This window comes from Mesorhizobium sp. WSM4312 (assembly GCF_002294875.1).
Classification (GTDB): domain Bacteria; phylum Pseudomonadota; class Alphaproteobacteria; order Rhizobiales; family Rhizobiaceae; genus Mesorhizobium.
Genome location: NZ_NSFU01000039.1, coordinates 12,604 through 31,273, shown reverse-complemented (window position 1 = coordinate 31,273; position 18,670 = coordinate 12,604). Strand labels below are relative to the sequence as shown.

General features: G+C 60.4%; 14 protein-coding genes and 1 pseudogene. 4 read left to right on the top strand and 11 right to left on the bottom strand.

Annotated features, from left to right (window positions below; genetic code table 11):
* Positions 1 to 255: pseudogene (locus tag CK228_RS33955) on the bottom strand (glutamine--fructose-6-phosphate aminotransferase); the annotation flags it as partial.
* A 641-nt stretch (positions 256 to 896) separates the two neighbouring features.
* Here CK228_RS33955 and CK228_RS33950 point away from each other — a divergent pair.
* Positions 897 to 2,354, top strand: a complete 1,458-nt coding sequence (locus CK228_RS33950; protein WP_095790611.1) for a hypothetical protein — start codon at positions 897 to 899, stop codon at positions 2,352 to 2,354.
* Between the two features lie 50 nt (positions 2,355 to 2,404).
* On the opposite strand, the gene CK228_RS33945 is transcribed toward CK228_RS33950, so the two are convergent.
* The 9 genes from CK228_RS33945 to CK228_RS33905 all read right to left on the bottom strand — a co-directional run bounded on the left by CK228_RS33945 (position 2,405) and on the right by CK228_RS33905 (position 13,023).
* Positions 2,405 to 3,748 carry an HlyD family type I secretion periplasmic adaptor subunit gene (locus tag CK228_RS33945; RefSeq protein WP_095790609.1) on the bottom strand — a complete coding sequence of 448 codons (1,344 nt, stop codon included), beginning with the start codon at positions 3,746 to 3,748 and terminating at the stop codon, positions 2,405 to 2,407.
* 26 nt (positions 3,749 to 3,774) lie between these two features.
* A complete protein-coding gene (locus tag CK228_RS33940) occupies positions 3,775 to 5,529 on the bottom strand; it encodes a type I secretion system permease/ATPase (protein ID WP_095790608.1) in 1,755 nt (584 codons plus the stop codon).
* 351 nt (positions 5,530 to 5,880) lie between these two features.
* Positions 5,881 to 6,741 (bottom strand): class I SAM-dependent methyltransferase, encoded by an 861-nt coding sequence (locus CK228_RS33935; protein WP_095790607.1) that lies wholly within the window; start codon positions 6,739 to 6,741, stop codon positions 5,881 to 5,883.
* Between the two features lie 139 nt (positions 6,742 to 6,880).
* The gene (locus CK228_RS33930; protein WP_095790606.1) at positions 6,881 to 8,140 is read right to left on the bottom strand and encodes a polysaccharide biosynthesis/export family protein; all 1,260 of its coding nucleotides are present in this window, start codon (positions 8,138 to 8,140) and stop codon (positions 6,881 to 6,883) included.
* Complete coding sequence (locus CK228_RS33925; RefSeq protein ID WP_095790605.1) at positions 8,127 to 9,395, bottom strand: hypothetical protein; 1,269 nt, start codon at positions 9,393 to 9,395, stop codon at positions 8,127 to 8,129. The genes CK228_RS33930 and CK228_RS33925 overlap by 14 nt, the downstream gene beginning before the upstream one ends.
* Positions 9,392 to 10,396 (bottom strand): NAD-dependent epimerase/dehydratase family protein, encoded by a 1,005-nt coding sequence (locus CK228_RS33920; RefSeq protein WP_019860115.1) that lies wholly within the window; start codon positions 10,394 to 10,396, stop codon positions 9,392 to 9,394. The genes CK228_RS33925 and CK228_RS33920 overlap by 4 nt, the downstream gene beginning before the upstream one ends.
* Before the next feature lie 45 nt (positions 10,397 to 10,441).
* Positions 10,442 to 11,116, bottom strand: coding sequence for a sugar transferase (locus CK228_RS33915; RefSeq protein WP_095776087.1), 675 nt, complete (start codon positions 11,114 to 11,116; stop codon positions 10,442 to 10,444).
* Positions 11,113 to 12,249 carry a DegT/DnrJ/EryC1/StrS family aminotransferase gene (locus tag CK228_RS33910; protein WP_095790604.1) on the bottom strand — a complete coding sequence of 379 codons (1,137 nt, stop codon included), beginning with the start codon at positions 12,247 to 12,249 and terminating at the stop codon, positions 11,113 to 11,115. The genes CK228_RS33915 and CK228_RS33910 overlap by 4 nt, the downstream gene beginning before the upstream one ends.
* Before the next feature lie 51 nt (positions 12,250 to 12,300).
* Positions 12,301 to 13,023, bottom strand: coding sequence for a sugar phosphate nucleotidyltransferase (locus CK228_RS33905; protein ID WP_019860119.1), 723 nt, complete (start codon positions 13,021 to 13,023; stop codon positions 12,301 to 12,303).
* Positions 13,024 to 13,645: 622 nt separating this feature from the next.
* Between CK228_RS33905 and CK228_RS33900 the strand changes: the two genes are divergently transcribed.
* Positions 13,646 to 14,323 (top strand): response regulator transcription factor, encoded by a 678-nt coding sequence (locus tag CK228_RS33900; RefSeq protein ID WP_095776089.1) that lies wholly within the window; start codon positions 13,646 to 13,648, stop codon positions 14,321 to 14,323.
* A 97-nt stretch (positions 14,324 to 14,420) separates the two neighbouring features.
* Here the strand turns inward: CK228_RS33900 and CK228_RS33895 are convergent, their stop codons facing one another.
* The gene (locus CK228_RS33895) at positions 14,421 to 16,163 is read right to left on the bottom strand and encodes a PAS domain S-box protein (RefSeq protein WP_095790603.1); all 1,743 of its coding nucleotides are present in this window, start codon (positions 16,161 to 16,163) and stop codon (positions 14,421 to 14,423) included.
* 290 nt (positions 16,164 to 16,453) lie between these two features.
* Between CK228_RS33895 and CK228_RS33890 the strand changes: the two genes are divergently transcribed.
* Both CK228_RS33890 and CK228_RS33885 read left to right on the top strand, forming a co-directional pair.
* Positions 16,454 to 17,131 carry a helix-turn-helix transcriptional regulator gene (locus tag CK228_RS33890; RefSeq protein WP_095790602.1) on the top strand — a complete coding sequence of 226 codons (678 nt, stop codon included), beginning with the start codon at positions 16,454 to 16,456 and terminating at the stop codon, positions 17,129 to 17,131.
* 258 nt (positions 17,132 to 17,389) lie between these two features.
* Entirely contained in the window at positions 17,390 to 18,451 is a 1,062-nt protein-coding gene (locus CK228_RS33885; RefSeq protein ID WP_095790610.1) for an NAD-dependent epimerase, read from the top strand.
* Positions 18,452 to 18,670 lie beyond the last annotated feature (219 nt).

The window sequence follows — 18,670 nt, the reverse complement described above, 5'->3', positions numbered from 1 at the left end:
CGCGTTGGTCTCGTTGGGCACGCCATGGGTGGCCCAGCGTGTGTGGCCGATGCCGATCGTGCCGTCGAGCGGCTCCTCCTTGAGCCGGCGTTCGAGGTTGACCAGCTTGCCTTCGGCGCGGCGGCGGGCGAGCTCGCCATGCTCGATGGTGGCGACGCCGGCCGAGTCATAGCCGCGATATTCCAGCCGCTTCAGCGTGGTAAGGATGAGCGGCGTAACCTGCGCGTGCCCGACGATTCCAACAATGCCGCACATGGTTTTGCCCCTGCAGAATTCCGGCCATATCGCCGCAGAAGGCAAGATACCCCTCCTTGATTACGGGCTGATCGTTCATTCGAAGGAGCCTACGGCCTTAATCGCGACCAGAAACCATCGTGCTGCGAAGTGGCGTGGGTCCAGGTGGCGGAGTTTGCGTCGTTGGCCGCGTGAAGCCGCCCGACGAACAGTTCGTTCGAATGATGCGCTTCCGTCGGCCCAGGCGCATGTTGAGGCAGCCGGCAAACCAAAACACACCCAACAGCCGGTTAGGCCCGGCCGCCTGATGCCCCCCTATAAGAGGCTGTCGGGCCGCTTGATCTGTCTGGGGCTTGCACGCGAAAGCGCTCCCGACTGCCTCGCGTGCCGGAAAGCGAGCGGCGCTGGGATCCACGCAACGAAAAACCAGAGATGAACACGAGAAGGACCATCCGACGCAAAAGCCATCCTGGCATGGGTCACAAAGGTGGGTTGAGGTGATCGGCGACCGCCAGACCGAAGACTCGTTGCCGTTAAGGCGCTGAACCGCCGGCACCTGGCATCGTTTGATTGAACGAAGACGCCGAACTGATCTCTCGATACAGAAGGAAGCTCAGTCCGCGCCTTGCTGGGTCCAGGCATGCGGAAGGGGGATGCAGGGCATGAAGTTCAGAGATCTGATCAGACGTGCCGACAACAATGTGGAGAAGTCATTCGAGGATCTCGAAGCTGACTTGGCTGATGCCGTTGACGAGTGCCTTGGCTTGGATGACCTGTCGGCGCTGGCAATGGACGATACCGCGGACGAGCCGCCCATCCCAGACGACAACAGCGAACAAGGCGACCGCGCGCAAACCGAGGATGATGCCGGCGCCGAAGATGCCGGCACTCCCGAACCCTTGCGGCGACTGACCTCTCATACGCAGAGCCGTATGGCTGCCTTGAGTTCCTTTGACGGGCTGTTTCGCGATGCGAAGCTCCATTTCGAGGAGATCAACGCGAAACTGTCAGAGATCGCAAGCACACATCAGCTGACCTTTGAATTCTTTCACATCCTTCATGCCGACATTCTCCGCGCCAACGAACTGGAGCTGGCCAATCTAAACCTGACCGCAGAGCAAAAGAGCCTGTCGGACAAGGTCAATGACCTGACCCGAAGGCAGCATGAGCGCGAAAGCATGGTGGAGGCCCTGCAGCAGCGCGAGGCAAGCCTGGTTCAGGACGCCGAGGCGCTTCGTGGCGCATTGGCCGCGGCAAGGCTGGAGCTTGTGGAAGCCGCGAACACCAACGCCAAGAACCAAGCGGAATTCGGAGACCTCACAAACACGCTTGCCGCCGCAACCGTCGAGGCCGACAGGCGCGCGCGCGAAAACAAACTGTTGCGTGAAAAGAATGTCAGCCTGTCGATCGACCTGGAAAAGGCGCTGAAGCGAGAGGACGAGGCGCGGCACCGGCTGGACGCCTTCTCCACGATCCATGCCAACGAAGCCGCGCGAAATTCCGAAGTGCTTGGTGCGCTCGGCAAGAGCGAAAAGGAAGCGGCACGGCTCCACACCGCGCTCGAGGCCACCCAGGCGAAATTGTCGGAAGTGACGGAAACCGCCAGGATCATGGAGGCGGACAAGGATGCCGGGCTCGAACGCAGCCGTGCCGAGATCCGGGGATTGCGTTCCGAGATTCAGAACCTCCATTCGCGACTGGAGGTCGCCTCGAACGCAAACAGCGAGGCATCGGCCGAGATCGCCAGGCTCAAGCTTCAATGGAGCGACGCGGTGGCGGAAAAACAGGTGGCGGACGAAAGGTTGGCGGCCCTCACCAAGGAGGCCGAGACCGACAAGCTGAACCTTTCGAAGATAACCGCCAATTTCTCACAGCTTTCGCTGCAGCAGGCATCCGATCAGCTACAACTCGATATCCGCCGGCAGGAATGCGAAGACCTGCGGGCCGAAATTGCATCGCTCAACGCCCGGATCAGGGAACTGCTGCCCTATGAGAGGCTCCGTGGCACCACGAACGCCTTGCCGCATACGAACGATGTGGCCAAGAAGGTTCCGGTGACGGCGGAGCGAGCGGTGCGCACCGCTCGCCGTGTCCGCCGCAGGGCGCTCACCGCGTCGTAGGAGGAGCTAGCTGATCGTATTTTGCGGCTCGCTTCCAACAGTTCGTCACGTCATTGGCGGAAAGCCCTGGACATCTGATCCGTCAGCGGCTTCAGCAGATAAGACCAGACGCTGCGTTCGTCGGTGCTTATGTGAACCTCTGCCGGCATGCCAGGTTTGAGCACCTTGGCATCGGTCAGGCAGGCCGCCTTGTTCTCGACATTGATGCGCGCCGAGAAATACGAAAGCTGTTTTTGCTGATCCTTGATCAGATCCGCCGAGATGCGCTTGACCGACCCCTGGCAAGCAGGCGTGGTGCCGGCATCGAAGGCCGGAAACCGGATCGAGACGTGCTGGCCTGGACGAACGTCATCTATGCGCGAGGGGGGGATCAGCGCGTCGACGACGAGGTTGTCGGTGTCGGGGACGATCATCATGACCACCTCCCCCGGAGCGATCACTCCGCCGATCGTGTGGATAGCCGATTCCTGCACCGTTCCCGATTGCGGAGCGCGGATGTTGGTTTTGGTCAGTTCGTCTTGCGCCACGACCTTGCGCTCGCTGAGTTCGGTCTGCTTGGCTTCGGTTTCACGAAGTTCGCTCGTTACTTCACTGCGCCTTTGCTCATCCAGCTGAAGAATTTGCAGTTCGGTCTCGCTAATCTTGGCCTGTGCCTCAGCGACCGCGGCCGCCAGGCGTCCTGATTCTCCGTGCGCTCGGGTGGCATCCAATCTGATGTTGCTCAGTCGCTCCTTGGACACCAATTTTTTTGTAAAGAGCGCCTGGACATCGCCAAGATCTCCGTCGAGCAGGACCACGGACTGGTCTTCCGCGGCCTGCTGCGCCTTGAGGCCATCGATCTGGCGTTCGAGTTGGCTCGAGCGGCTTTGCAACTGTGCCTTCTGCCCCGTCAACGCCGTTGCGCGGCTTTCGAAAAGGGTGCGCTCTCCTCTGACCAGTGCAGCCAGTTCCGGGTCGCCCATCCGTTCTTGAAGGTTGGACGGAAGCTGCATTTCCGGCAGGCCTTGCCGCTCAGCCTCCAGCCGTGCAAGCCGGACGGTTGTGCGATCAAGATCCTCGCTGATTATTTGCAGGTTGGCCCGCGTCAGCGTGTCATCCAGCCTGGCCACCACATCGCCAGCCCGCACATGGTCGCCATCTTGCGCGAAGATGCCACCGATCGTGCCGCCCGTCAGATGCTGGACCTTCTTGATGTTGCTTTCGACCACCACGGTGGCAGGCGCGATCACCGCGCCGGCGATCTTGGTCAAACCGAGCCAAAGCCCGCCGCCGACAACCAACATGGCCGTGACCGCCGCGCCCAGGATCAGGTTGCCCCTGATATCATCGCGCGCCTCGACCGAATTCGCCTCGGCCCTTCGGCTCCCGTTATCGAACGGAGCATACGAAACCATCGTCGCGTCAGACATGAAACAGCACCTTACGCATGACCGCTCACCCCTTTCTGCATCGGAACAACCGACGCCTGCCGTTCGGCAGGGGTCGGGAAAGGCCGGATGACATTGGCCAGGACCTCCTCGCGCGAGCCAAAGGAGTGAAGCATCCCATTCGACATGACGAGTACCTTGTCGATATTGCTGAGGGCAGAAGGACGGTGCGCAACAATGATGACGATGCCCCCACGTCGGCGCACCCCCAGGATGGCGCCGGCCAGGGCAGCATCACCATCGACGTCCAGGTTTGAATTCGGCTCGTCCAGGACGACCAGAAACGGGTCGCCATAAAGTGCCCTGGCAAGCCCAACGAGTTGCCTCTGTCCGGCCGACAAGGCTGCCCCGCCCTCGCCTACGCGTGTTTGAAAACCATTCGGCAACCGCATGATCATCTTGTCGACGCCGGCGGCCATGGCAGCTGCCAGCACGCCCTTGGCGTCGTCCTTGCCGCCAAATCGCGAAATGTTATCGGCAACCGTCCCGTCAAACAGTTCGACGTCCTGCGGCAGGTAGCCGACATGAGCACCAAGCTCTTCCGGGCTCCATTGGTCGAGCGAGGCTTCGTCCAGCCTTACCCTTCCGCGAAGGGGCTGCCACACGCCCACCAGAGCGCGCACAAGTGTCGTTTTTCCAGAACCGCTCGGGCCGACAATGGCCATTCCCGCGCCCCCAGACAGGGTAAAGCTGACATTGGCCACCGTCGGTTTTTGCTGGCCCGGCGGCGCTATTGTCAGGTCCTCTACCGCAAGCGCCGCCTGCGGGCGCGGCAGTTCCATGACTTCTTCATGCCCACCGACGACAGCCAGCGCCGTGGCCAGTTGGGAATAGCTTTGCCGGAAAGCCGCGAAGCCTCGCCAGTTTGCCAGCGCCGCGTCAACCGGAGCCAACGAGCGGCCCAGCAGTATCGACGATGCTATGATGACACCTGGCGACGCTTCCCCCCCGATCACGAGATAGGCGCCCAGTCCCAGAACTGAGGACTGCAAGGCCATCCGCAGCGCCCTCGAGAGGGCACCGGTGGCGCCGACAATGTCGGAAAGCCGTTCCTGGTGCGTGAGATAGGCGTGGTTGATCTCGCTCCAGCGGCGGGCAAGCCGCCCGGAAAGGCCCATCGCGCGCACAACCTCCGCGTTGCGGCGGCCAGAATCGGCAAGATTGCGTTGCGACACCAGCGTCTCGGACGCGCGCGCCGCCGATGCGCGGCCAAGGACTTCCGCTATCACCGTGAGCAGCACGACAATAATCGCGCCGCTTGTTGCCAGCAGACCGAGCGCAGGATGCAGAAGATAGATGATCAGCAGATAAAACGGTATCCAGGGCGCGTCGAAGATGACGGTCGGCCCCAATCCTGAAAGGAAGCCGCGGATCTGATCCAGATCACGCAGCGGCTGTATCCGGTTCGCGTCCTGCCCGCCGATGAGCGGTAAGGACAGCGAGAGGCCGAAGACCCTTTGCTGCAGATTCTTATGGAGACGATTGCCTATTCGAACCAGGAGGCGAAGCCGCACGAAATCCAGCAATCCGTAGACCGCGTAAAGACCCAGCATTCCGATCGTGAATCCGACAAGTGTCGGAACGCTCTGCGAAGGCAGAACGCGGTCGTAGATCTGCAGCATATAGACGGAGCCGGTCAGGGCGAGAAGGTTTATGACCGCCGAGAAGACGCCGACGCCTACCAGCCCGGGCACGGCGCCGAGCATGGCGCCACGCAGATCGGGCGAACGTATCCTTCCGGAGCTCATCGCTTGCGACCTCCGGTGAGAAATCGTTGCGCAAGCTCATTGGCCCCAATGGCCACGGTCAATTTTTGGGTTTTCAGGAGCGTATCCCTCATTGTCCTCTAATTTACGCCCCACTAACGTACGTGGCCTTCGGTCAAAATGTAGCGAAATCGTGGCGCCGGTCCGAAAAACCCGGACCTGGCGCATTAAATCAGGGGAAAACTGCCGTTTTGAGGTGTCCCGGAAGGCTGTGGAGGTCGCGTTCCCGGCAGTGCGACCGACACCGCGCCGTCCCTTTCGGAGGGTGAGTCGCTCCCCAGCCAATCGGCTCCCGGCCGTTTTCACGGAGCCAATTGAGTGTGCGATTGTCGTCTAGCGCTTCTTCGCGATAACCAGGAAATGTTGCGCCAGCTGTCCAGGAACGTGAAGAGTTCTGGACGCCTTCTCGAAGGGCTCCATCAACGCTTCACACACCCTTGGCAAGAGGTTACCCGGCCGGGGCAGATAGCCGTAAGGTATCATCTCCTCGACAAGGAACCCCGACGCGGTCAGGAGCTCCTTGAACGTTGCCGCGCTCAGCGTGTGGCGAACTGTGCGTCCAAACAACCGATTGAGCAGCCGGGAGGCCATGCCGATGGGTGAAGTCGCATTCATGTGAACGTTACACACAAGTCGCCCACCGTCCTTCAGATGCTCATTTATCGCCTTCAGCGCATCCCGCTTCAGTTGATCCTCGGCGTTCAGGAAGAAGCGAAATGCGGTTGTGACGTCGAAGGTCTCGCCGAGGGCCCGCGTTGTCATATCGATTTGAAGCAATCGCACATTGGGCGGAACTTGCGCGCAGTCGAGCATCGATTTGGAGACGTCGACGCCGACCACCTCGCCGAAGAGCCCGGCAGCAACGTTGGCGATGCGACCTGTTCCGCATGCGAAATCGAGGCAGTTTCGGCCGGCTCCGCCCATTGGGCGAAGAACGTCCAGGATCAAAGGCTTTTCGATTTTCTCCCAAAGCGCGCCATAATAGCCGGACTCGTGCGTTTTGTTGTATTGCGCGCCGTAGCCCGGCGCGCAGTGGCTGGCCCTGTAGTCGTGCGACACCCGGTCGCCCTGCGTGTGGACCTGCTGGTTGGACGTCAGCTCCTGCCAAATTCCGGGCTCACCGGTCTGCGGCTTTGCCCACGGAACTCGCGATGCTGAAGGCGTACCGAAAGCGTAACTTGCCGACTGAGCCATGTGAGCCGCGTTCGGCGGCGGCGGCTTCACCCCATGCCTGGAATTGAGCCTCACCTGTCTCTCCCGTTCGGTTGTGTTCGACACCCTGATCGAACAAGTAGGCTCCCCACCCATTTTATCGGACTGCGACTGAGGCGGCCTATTGGATTGCCGCGCTTTGCAGATCACTGCTGAACCTGGCTTCGACAGTATCCCCCGGCATCACGATCGTGTCTTCGTCAGCCGACAGCTTGCGCCATTCATCGCCGACCTTGCGGACGATCGTGACCTGAGCCCGGATTGTTTCGCCGGCAATCGGCAATGGCTGGGCGGACGCACCGGTCGGTTGCAGCTTCTCGCTGGCGGCGTGGAGCCTGGCGGTGACATCGGCCAGCCGCGCGTTGGTCTCCTTCAGATCCGTCAGCAAGGCAATCCTCCTTTGATTGTCATTGCGTTCGTGCTGCCTGACATAGTCCTCCTGCTGGCGCCGCGCTCTCATGAGCTCGACCGAGGTTTGCAGCGCACCGCTCGACGACAGAAGCAAGGCGCGCCTGACATCGGCGAGCCGAGTGTTGGTCAGATTGCCTGCATCAAACGCCTTGGTTACTTTCGCCAGGTCTTCCTGATCCGCCTTCACGCTCTCGGCCTCGACCTGTTCGCGCTTCTGCAAAACCTCGATTTGGTCGGCCGCATCCTTCTCGCCCCTCTCAAGAAAAGCCTGCTCCTGCTGGAAATCGCTCAGCGCAATCTTCAGCCCCTCGGTTTCAGCCTGGGCGATCGCGGCTCCGACGCTGGGCGACAGAGGTGACCCCTGCGGCGTCTGCTTGTCGAAATCCGCCTGGCCCTGAAGTTCGGCGCGGACACGGGCGGCGTGAAAATAGTCTTTGGTGTAATCCCCCCAAAGTGTTTCGTAATCGCGCCTGAGATCAACCGGATCGGGGCCTGTTTGGCCCGCGCGTGACCGCAAAAGGCTGAAGCCGCCGGAGACGGCAAGCGCCTGCCGTACGGTCATGAGCGGACGGTAGGCCTGTTGTCCCGGGGTGAGCACGTCGCCCATCACGTAGATTGGACGATACTCCACGATGATGGCGGTCACGTCGTCTGGCTTGACGACAACCATCTGCTCCCGTCCATCGGCCAGACGCACGTGAAAGATCTTGGTCGGCAAAAGCGCTTGCATGCGCGTCTGCAATTGAGACGCCGTGAGGCCTGCGACCATGATCATCCCGGCTTCGGGAAGGGCGATATTGCCGTCCATCTGGACCACGGCGCGCTGGGCTCGATCCGGGATCGGCGCTATCCCTATCTCGACGGTATCGCCAGGCGACAGTTGATAGGGCTCGGCTTCGCTTGCGGCGGCCACCGATGTCAGGGACATCACCGCAACCGCGGCAAGAACGGTTCGTTTACTGAAGGCCATTTGCGACAATCTCCTTCTGGTTCGGCACCGGCTCCGAAGGCCATTCAACACGGGTAACGAAATCGTATACCGGGCCACCGGGCACACCCCAATTGCTCGACCAGATCACCTGCGAGCCGTCCGGCGAGGGCGAGGCATGCGTCTCGCTCCAGTAGTCGAAGTGGGCGTTCTGCGTTTCCACGATACGGCGGACCTCTCCGCTGCCGTCCGTGCGCACCGCAATGACCTGCTGCGCGTAAGGCGCCCAGTCCGGGTGCTGCGATACTTCGGCTGGCGTCCCGCCATAGCTCAGAAACACCCAGCCGGGCCTGTCCAGGGACCTGAGCGACGCATGCATGGCCTCGCCATATTTCATCAGCGACGTGACCTTGCCGTCGGCCAATCGGCGCTTGATCACCTGATATATGTCGGGATCCGATTTGCTGATCCCGACATATATTTCGCTGCCGTCGGCATCGACCGTCATGTCGCCGTGACCGGGACGGTGGTGCTCCATCCACTTCTGTTGCAAGACGCCGTCGATGGAAAAGACGAAGGTCGGTTCATGGTCGTCCGACAATGCCTGTGAGCACACAATATTGATTCCGAGCGGAGAGATCGAGCAGGAGCCGGTGGTTCCCGGAAGCGCGGTAAGATCGATATCCGGGAATTTCCGCCGCTCCTTGAGGTCGTAGCCGAAGACCACCGCTTTGCCGTCATTGCGCGTTGCACGCACCGCAATGCGGTTGCCGTCGCGGCTCGGATTGCCTTTGTAAGGCCCGAACTGAAGTTTGCTGTAGGCTGCCGTGTCGAACACGACATCCTCATGATTTGTGCGTGGCGCCCAGGTCGAAATCCGCCGGCCAGCAACGCAGATCATCAGCTGGGGATCCCTTGGATGCCATTCGCATTCAGTTTCATTCGAGCGGTCGCGGTGGAACAATGGCACGTAGCTGTGCCCGTCGAGAAAGCACATGCCGCCACAACCATTGACGATCACGAGAAGGCTCTGATCAGCATTCCAGGCCTGTGCACTCGAGTAACGGTGGGTGCAGTATTTCTTCCCGCAGACACCCGCGAGGCCGAGAATTCCGGGTTCGGTGATCCGTACGAAAGTCGCGCCGGACCAGGGATCCGTTGCTTGGCCAAGATAGTCCGGCAGGTTTTTCACCGTTTGCGATGCGCTGCTTTCGCGACCCCCGATCATATGAATAGTCGCGAACATGGCACCGGCAATCAGCAGCAGTGCCAACATGTGCCGGCGGAGCAGGGTCATGTCATGTAACCCATTTCGCGCCGTACCCGGCCTTCACTAAGGCGCGCGCGCCACCATGCGATCGTTCGCTCCAGCCCATCGCGCAGGCTGGTCTGCGCCTGCCACCCGGTCTCGCCTTCAAAACGCGAAGAATCGGCGAGCAAGGCGCGAACCTCCGAATTTTGCGGCCGCAAACGCCTTTCGTCACGATGGACCGGTTTCTTGGAACCGCTTAGTTCGAGGACAAGATCCAATACGTCGGAGATGGTCACTGCGCGTTGGCTGCCGGCATTGTAGGCGTGGCCGAATTCGAGCCCGGCCAGGCCCGCGGTCTGGAAGGCTGCCGCGGTGTCTTCGACAAAGGTCAGGTCACGGATCGGGCTCGTATCGCCGACCATGATCGCGGGGCAATTCGGATCGAGGGCCTGCCGGATGATGGTCGGCACGATGGCGCGCTCACTCTGGCGCGGACCATAGGTGTTGAAGGGCCGCATGATCACCACGGGGACATCGAACGACCTGGCGTAGGATTCCGCCATCATGTCGGCGCCGATCTTGGATGCCGAATAGGGCGACTGTCCCTGCAACGGATGCGTTTCGCTGATGGGCATGGTCTGGGCGGTTCCATAGACCTCGCTCGTGGAGGTATGCACCACCCGCTCCGTCTCCCATTGACGCGCCGCTTCAAGAACGTTCACCGTGCCCAGGATGTTGGTTTCCACATAGGACTGGGCAGCCGCGTAGGAATATGGAATCGCAATGAGCGCGGCCAGGTGAAACACGACGGCTTGACCGCGCACGATCCGGTTCAGGAAGGCGCTGTCGCGGACGTCACCGCGGACGAGCTTCAGCTGGCTGCGGATCTTGTCCGGCAAATCGTCCAGCCATCCATGGCTGTCGAAGGAATTGTAGAGCGCCAGAGCCGTGACATCCGCGCCGTTGCGGACGAGCGCCTCAGTGAGATGCGAACCGATAAATCCATCCGCGCCTGTCACCAGAACTTTCTTGCCATTGTAGCTCATGACTGCGCATTCCCTTGGCTGACTGGAGCGCTTTCCTTTTGGGGTTCATACGTCGATCGGCTGTGATGGAACCCAGCCGACAACCGCCAGGACGCCACGCGCCATCCACACGATGTCGGAGACGATGGTGCGCTGAGGATAATAGGAGAGGTCGAGTCTGGCCTTGGCGGGGAACATAACCTCCCGATAAAACAGGATCGGATCCGCGGATCGGGGGAAGAAATGCGCCTCGTGCCGGAAGAGAACCTGGGTTGGCCCAAGCAGGCCGGGCTTGTATTGCAGGACGGCCTCGAGGCCGCCGCGGAAACAATCGGCGAAAGCCATGCTCTCGGGTCGTGGCCCGACGATCGCCATCTCGCCTTTGAGGACGTTCCACAGCTGCGGCAGTTCGTCGAATTTTGTTGCCGCGAGGAACCGGCCCACCGTCGTCATACGGCTGTCGCCCACGACGGTCAGTGCAAGGCCTTGGGAATCGCAGTTCACACCGAACTTGCGAAATTTGTACATGCGGAAGGGTCGGCCACCAGCTCCCATGCGGGTCTGTGCGAACAAGATCGAGCCACCGCCTTCGAGCAGAAGCGCGCCGGCGATCAAAAGCATCAGCGGTGCAAATATGATGAGCGCGGCGCCCGCGACCACGAGATCGATCGAGCGTCTTGCCAAGCCGTGAGCGGTGCTTGAGACGAAGTGCCGGTGAAGGGAAAGGTCCAGTGCGCTCATGCCGCAGTTCCTGCTTGGGCGTCGCCGTTGAGTGCGCTTGCGAGTGCAGCCACAACCGCCTCGGCGACAGTCGAGGTGATCTGGGGGTGCAATGGGATTGTCAGTTCTCGCTGAGCAAAGTCCTCTGTACGCGGCAGAGTGATGCCGGGATAACGCTCGCGATAGAACGTCATTTGATGCACCGGCGGATAGTGAATCGTGGTCTGTATCCCCTGCGTCCGCAATTCGTCGATCACGTCCTGCCGCCTTGCGTAGCGCGGCAGAAGGACCGGCATGATGTGGTGAGCCGACGTCCGGGGTTCGCTGAATGGAATGGTCACGGCCGGGCAATGCTCCGCGATGAGGCGCCGATACAGGACGGCCAGGATACGTCTGATCTCGTTCCACTCTTGCAGGTTCTGCAGCTGGACCAGCCCAATCGCCGCCCGCATCTCGTCCATGCGGTAGTTGAACCCGAGCATCGTGACATCATATTGCGGGGTACGGCTGTTCAGCCGCTGATGGGTCCCGCTGGTCATCCCGTGCCCCCGGGCTTGGCGGATTTTGTCGAGAAGATCGGAATCGCGAGCGATCACGGCGCCCCCTTCCGCCGTTGTCATGTTCTTGTTGCCGTAGAAGCTGAAGGCGGCCGCAGTGCCGAACGTCCCCACTTCCCTCAGGCCGGGCGCATGCGCGGCGTCCTCGATGATATGGAGCCCTCGAACCCGGGCGAACCGCTGCCATTGTTCCCGATTGGCGAGATAGCCCGCGAAGTGAACGAGGATGACCGCCTTTGTGCGTGATGTGCACCGCGCTTCGGCTTCCGCGAGCGACATCAACGGCACGTCGACCGACTCGATATCGACGAAGACCGGAGTCGCCCCTACATAAAGCACCGCATTCGCGGTCGCCACGAAAGTCAGCGACGGGACCAGTACTTCGTCGCCAGGTCCTATTCCCAGTGCATGCAGGATGAGATGAAGCGCCGCGGTGCAGGAACCGACCGCCACGCAATCTCGCGCGCCATGCATATCGGCAAAGGCCAGTTCGAAAGCGCGCACCTGCTCACCCATGGTAAGCCAGCCGCTGTCAATCACCTTTGACAGGGCTGCCTTCTCCGGCACGCCTAGGATCGGGGCGCTTACCAAGAGCATGTTGACCTCCTAAAAATCCTTGTGGTGGGTTCGGCCTCTACATCCGGATTTTCATGCGGCCGCGGCCGCGACCTCGATCGAGGTCGACTGCTCTTCCCAGGCAATCGCCTGCGCATTCTGGAAGTCGTCGACGCGACCGATATCGAGCCAGAGACCGTCATGCTTGTACACGTGTACCGTCGTGCCGCCCTGCATCATCTGAAGCATCAGGTCATCGAACCCGAATGGGATGCCGGAAGGAATGAACCGCAGGACATCCGGGTTCATGCAGTAAATCCCCATGCTGACGAGGTGGGAAAGCGTCGGCTTTTCCCGGAAGAGCTGAACGGCATTGTCGACCTCGTCGATGACGCCGAAATCCATCTTGATGAGGCGGCAGGCCGTAGCGATCGTAACCGGATCCTTGTGCATGCGGTGCGCCGCCACAAACCGGCTGAGGCTCAGGTCGGTAAGAACATCGCCGTTGAGCACGACAAAGGTGTCGTTCAGTTCATCCCTGATCAGAGAGAGAGGCCCAATGGTGCCCAATGGCTCCATTTCCTGCGTGTATTTGATCTTCAGATTCCATTGCGATCCGTCGCCGCAGACGCTGCGGATCAGGTGCCCGAGATACCCGGTCGTGATATAGACCTCCTCGATGCCGTTGCGCCGCAGCCACTTCAGAAGCAGCTCAAGAACGGGCCTGGCTCCTATCGGCATCAAGGGTTTCGGTAGGACCGAGGTGAAGGGCCGAAGGCGCGTACCCATCCCACCACATTGAATCACCGCTTTCATCCGATCCTCCTGATTTGCAGTTGCCTGTGTCCGGGCATTTCGTGTTCGAGCTCATTCGGACCTGGCATTCCGTCAAATCCGGCTCGACCCTCGGCGGCAATCCGAACATCATACTTGAAGGGTATGTGACAGCCGGGGCGGCTGTCGTCGTGCATTCGAATGGTACCGATCCAAAGCGTTTCCGGTATTAGATAACCGCGAGGTCAAGGACGGACCCAAGCATCTGGACCTGGCCATGAGACCAATGAAGCCGAACGAGTCCTGCGATCAAAAGGCAGCGATCCGCCAAGTGCCGGGACCGTCCTGCGCACCCTCGGTGAAGGCAGGTGCCGCCATCAAAGCGCCCTGCCGCACACCGAACATTGGAGACGGGCACTCGATATCGCTCGGCAGGCAGGCACGGGACGCCAGGGTTAAAAAAAATAACGACGGCTCTCACAAATTAGTACTATATTAGCCATGTGTGATGTGCGTGGGTTGGGACGCTGCGACCATCACAGTGATGTGATGACCAGCGGTTGGCTACGACTTTGGACTCACCGCGGTTCCGATCATCACAGAGGAATGGGAGGTTCCAGCGAGTATTCTCGTCTGGAACCGGGCAACGCGTTGGGGTAGTTCAATGTATCGGATCGTCATCGCCGACGATCACGGCTTGTATCGTCGCGGCCTTCGGCTGGCACTTTTGGCTGGAATTCCAAACGCCGAAATATTCGAGGCCGCGTGTTTCGATGCTGTGGTCAATCTTCTGGAGGAGCAGGCATCCATCGATCTTGCGATCCTCGACCTGAACATGCCTGGGCTGGTTAACCAGGAGGTGCTCAGCGACGTTCTCTCTGCGTATCCTCACACACGTTTTGCGATCGTTTCCGGGGACGATTCCCGCTCGGAGATCCTGACCGCTCTGTCGATCGGGCTTCACGGTTACATCGTCAAATCGCAGAAAGACGAAGAAGTCGTTCTGGCGGTAAATGAGATCCTTGCTGGCCGGATCTATGTACCATCACTCTTGTCTCGAACGTCTGCCGACCAGAGAGCGTATGCAGCCCTCCCCTCGGCGAAAAATCCAATCCGTCATCGCATGAGCTCAAGCGATCTTGGCAGACTGACATCGAGGCAAAGGGACGTCCTCAAGCTGATGGCGGAAGGGTACTCGAACAAGGAGATCGCCCGCAATCTGGACATTGCCGAAGCGACAACGAAAATCCATGCCGCCGCCATTCTGCGCGAGCTCGGGGTGCGAAACCGGACTGAAGCAGCCGTTTTGCTGCAAACGTGGATGTCGAGAAACGTGAACTGATGTTTGCCACCCGAAGCGGGAAGCGGTTCGGGCCGGCATGCATGGGATAGACTTGGGCGCGCCCGAAGAAACCGGCGCGCTTTCGGAGCGGCAAGAACTACAGCTCAATTTCCTTCCGCGATAACCGCAACGAATATCGCAGTCCATATTCCGATATTTCCAATTTCGGCGAATGCCCGACAAGCGGCGTGCCGTCCACGCCGATTATCATGGACCCGAACCCGTGGCGCACGACGTTTGAGTTCTTCCGACCTCCCGATTCCACCCAATCGAAAACCAGATCGTCCCCTGCGCCGTCGGATGCGAATTGCCACTTAACTCCGACCTTGCCTTGTGAGTCACCCAACGCGCCGTGTTTCACGGAGTTTGTCGTCAGTTCGTGGAGGATCATCGCAAAGCTCTCTGCGACGCCACTTGGCACTGTGAGTGAGGGACCACTGACCGTTACGTCCCGCGTCTCCTTGAAGGGCTGCAACTCCTGAGCCACGAGATCGTGGAGCATCCCCGACAGGCTCTTATGACGAGACAGGATGAGATGCGTCGCTTCCAGCGTTTTGATCCGATCGATCAGCATCTCCTTGTATTTGGCAACGTCGTTCTCGGGAACATTGATCATTTTTACCAGGGCCGTGATCACCGGGAACAAATTGCTGAACCGATGGCGGTCTTCGAGCATGATGCGCTCGTGCTTCTTCACGGCGGCGCGAAGAAGCGTGGTCTGTCGACGTTCGGTCAGATCGGCCGCCACCCCGATGCGCATTGCGCGGTCGCCATGTTCTTCCTGCCGTCCGCGCAGAGCAACCCAGCGTATGTGCCCATCCATCCGCCGGACACGAATCTCGACGTCGTAGTTCACTGCCTGCGAGGGTTTTGCCGAGGCAGCCAATTTCGGCCAGTCTGCCGGATGGACCACAGCCGATAGTTCTTCCAAGGGGCGCACGGGCTTGGAGGGCAGGCCGAGAATGTCCCAGAACTTGCCGGAGCCCGCGACTGTCCCCTCCTTGATATCTATCCGCCACGTGCCCAGGCGTCCGGCAGACAGAGCGAGATCGAGCCATTCCTTCTGAGCCCGGAGGGCCTCGCGTGCGGCTCGTCGCTCGGAAATATCGTCGACCACCACGAACACGCTTTCGGTGGATGCCTCGTCAGGCCGCGACGAGGACAGGGCCAGACGGGCCCAGAATGCCTTGCCGTCCTTGCGCAAGACGCGAATATCGGCAGCGGACGACGCGGCGCCATTATCCAGATCCTTCAACAAGGCCCGCACGGCATCTCGATCGTCAGGAAGAACGAGTCCTTCCAGCTTCAGCTGGGCAAGTTCCTTTTCTCCATAGCCGGTCATCTCATAAAAACGTCTGTTCGATTGCAACAGTTCGCCACGTCGATTGGCATTTGCAAAACCCAAGGCAGCGCGCTCGAAGGCCCAACGATAGCGGCTCTCGGCTGCATCGATGGCAGCGAGCCTCGCCTCCGCAACCTCGAGCGCCCCGCGCAAATCCTGTCGCAGGCGATGGAACACGGATGCGATCAGGCCACCCGAGACCAGAAGGAAGATAGCGCTCGTCCAATCTTCAGCTGAGAGTTGGGCGTTGAGGACGCGCCGCATCCACAAGCCGGCGGCGGCCATGAGAAGCGTTGCCGCGATGGCAACCAACCGCCCTTCGAGGTACACGATAACAATAATTACGGGGATAAACGCAATAAACGTCGCACCCTGGCCGACATATATCGTACTTATCGCTTCGAGTATTATCGATCCTGCAAGCACCAATAGCGAAGCCACATGAGCCGACGGGGTGCTTGACACGTTCGATTTGAGCCAGCGCAGATACAAACCCATGCGCCCAGACTACAACCTTATGTCTAGCTCGTCGAGACTAGGCCGCTAGGGGGCAGCCTAATACCACTGCCCGATTGCCATGCCTTTGCCTGCGAATAGAATCAGGATCGGCAGGGCACTTCAGGAAGCCATATTCAAGGAACGCTGCGGAAAAACCTTCCGCAGATTTCTACGGTTGTGTCGAAATTCGAATGGAAGGAGCGCATTCCCGCCAGCAGGCGGAATTTAAAGGCAAGTAAATCACGCAAAATTTACTTGGGTCGGTAGCAACTAGGGTTGGGGTAGAAGCGATGACACTGATCGAGAGGCGCAACGAAACCGTTGCAGTCAGCCAATACATTGTATTGAAAGATACTCGTCACGCACGTCCGATACATCTTTCGGATCGGCCAGACGCCAGACCTGGCGGGCCGCAGCGACGCAGTTTGGAATCCATAACCGGCATGCTTGAGCGCATCGGCTGCGGCTATCTTGTGCTGGACCGCGACAGGAAAGTAATCGAGTGGAATACAGCCGCGCAAGACACGCTTGAGCGGCAGGGCGAAGCGGCTGACACGGCCGTCGAGCTGTCCGCGGGGCTAAGGCGGCTGGTCGCGAATGTTCCGGTCCATTTCCAGCCGGGATCACTCTCATGGGTGGTGATCCGCAGCAGAGGCGACAGGCCTGTGATCCTGAATGAGGCGGGCGTCGTCACACCCGACGGGACAAGCATCGTCGCATTGCTGGACCGGGAGAACACATCGGCGGCCAACCCTCAGACCTTGCAAAAGATGTTCGGTTTGACCAGCGCGGAAACGCAGCTTGCATTGCGCCTGGCGCAAGGCGATGCACCGCTGGAGATTGCTCGCAGCTGGCATCTCAGCCGCACGACGATCCGCTCCCAGCTTGCCTCGCTGTTCGCCAAGACCGAAACAAGGCGTCAGGCCGAACTGGTTGCTCTTCTGGGGCGCATTTCGGTCCTGCCATGAAAGAGCGATTTCGGCGGGCGTCAGGACCCGTCGAATTCAGCAGACCGAGATATATTGCCATGGCAACGCGGCTGCAAATTCTGCGGCCGCGGTTGCGCAGATTGCAAAACTCGCGGTGCCATCTCCAGCCTGTCGACGCGCTATCGAACTCGGGCGGAGCGCGGAATCTCGTAATTGGAGTGACCTGCCATGGTCGAAACAAATTCGACGGTCCACAAGCTGGCTGATACCGCTCGTACGCGGTCGGACGGTGCTGTACTGAAACTTGCACGCGCGGGACCGATCGTCGTCACAGGCGCCGCCGGATTCATTGGGTTTCATGTCGCGTTGCGGCTTTTGCGGCGCGGCCTTGTCGTTGTCGGCGTCGACAATTTTACGCCCTACTACGACGTCAAGCTAAAGGAGGCGCGATTTGCGCAGCTCTGTGCCGAGCCGAGGTTCACTCCCATGCGGATGGACCTGGCGGACCAGGCGCAGGTGAAGGCGCTGTTTTCCGACTTCCAGCCAACGCACTTCGTGCACCTCGCCGCCCAGGCTGGGGTGCGTTATTCGCTCGCCGACCCGCATGCCTATGTGCAGTCGAATGTAGTCGCGTTTCTCAATGTTCTGGAGGGCTGCCGGCACGCCGGCGTCAGCCATCTCGTTTATGCCTCGTCGAGTTCCGTTTACGGCGCCAATCGAAGCATACCGTTTTCCGAGCACCATGGCGCCAGTCATCCGCTCAGCTTCTATGCCGCGACCAAAAGCGCAAACGAATGCATGGCGCATTCCTATAGCCACCTGTTCGGCTTGCCGGTGACAGGATTGCGCTTCTTCACCGTCTATGGTCCCTGGGGCAGGCCTGACATGGCAGTCTATACGTTCACCCATGCCATCGCCGAGGGGCGCACGATCGAGATTGCCAATGCCGGCCGCGTGTGGCGAGATTTCACCTATATCGACGACATCGTAGAGGGGGTGGTTCGCGTGCTCGCCGCGCCGCCTCGTCCGGATCCGGACTGGGACAGCCGCACGGCTGACCCCGCCACCAGTTCGGCGCCATATCGGATCTACAATATCGGCAATGACCGGCCCGAAGAAATCAACCGTCTGATCGCGATCATCGAAACTGCCCTTGGCCGCCGCGCCCTTCGCGTCAACGTGCCTTTACCTCCAGGTGACGTCCTGAAAACGCGCGCCGACGTCAGCGACCTCCGCCGCGCTGTCGGCTTCGCACCGGCGACGGCACTGGAGGACGGCGTGCAACGTTTCGTGGAATGGTACCGGGATTTCCATGCAAGCCCCGTCGGCCGAGAACGACATGCGTTCGTTCAGGCATAGGGCGAGACCACGGGAGGCCGGACGGCGGGCACACCGCCGGTTCGGTCACCCGACCTATGGCTGACGCGGCGCGCCTCCCACCAACACTCCTTCAAATGACGCATACGGACCACAGGATGCAAAGGCCGCGTCGGCGGCGGGCGCGATGGTGTCGGGGGGCGGGAGACCATCGATGCGTCTTTGGGGCCAGGCCGCCGCTGACCTGCTCCTTCAACCATG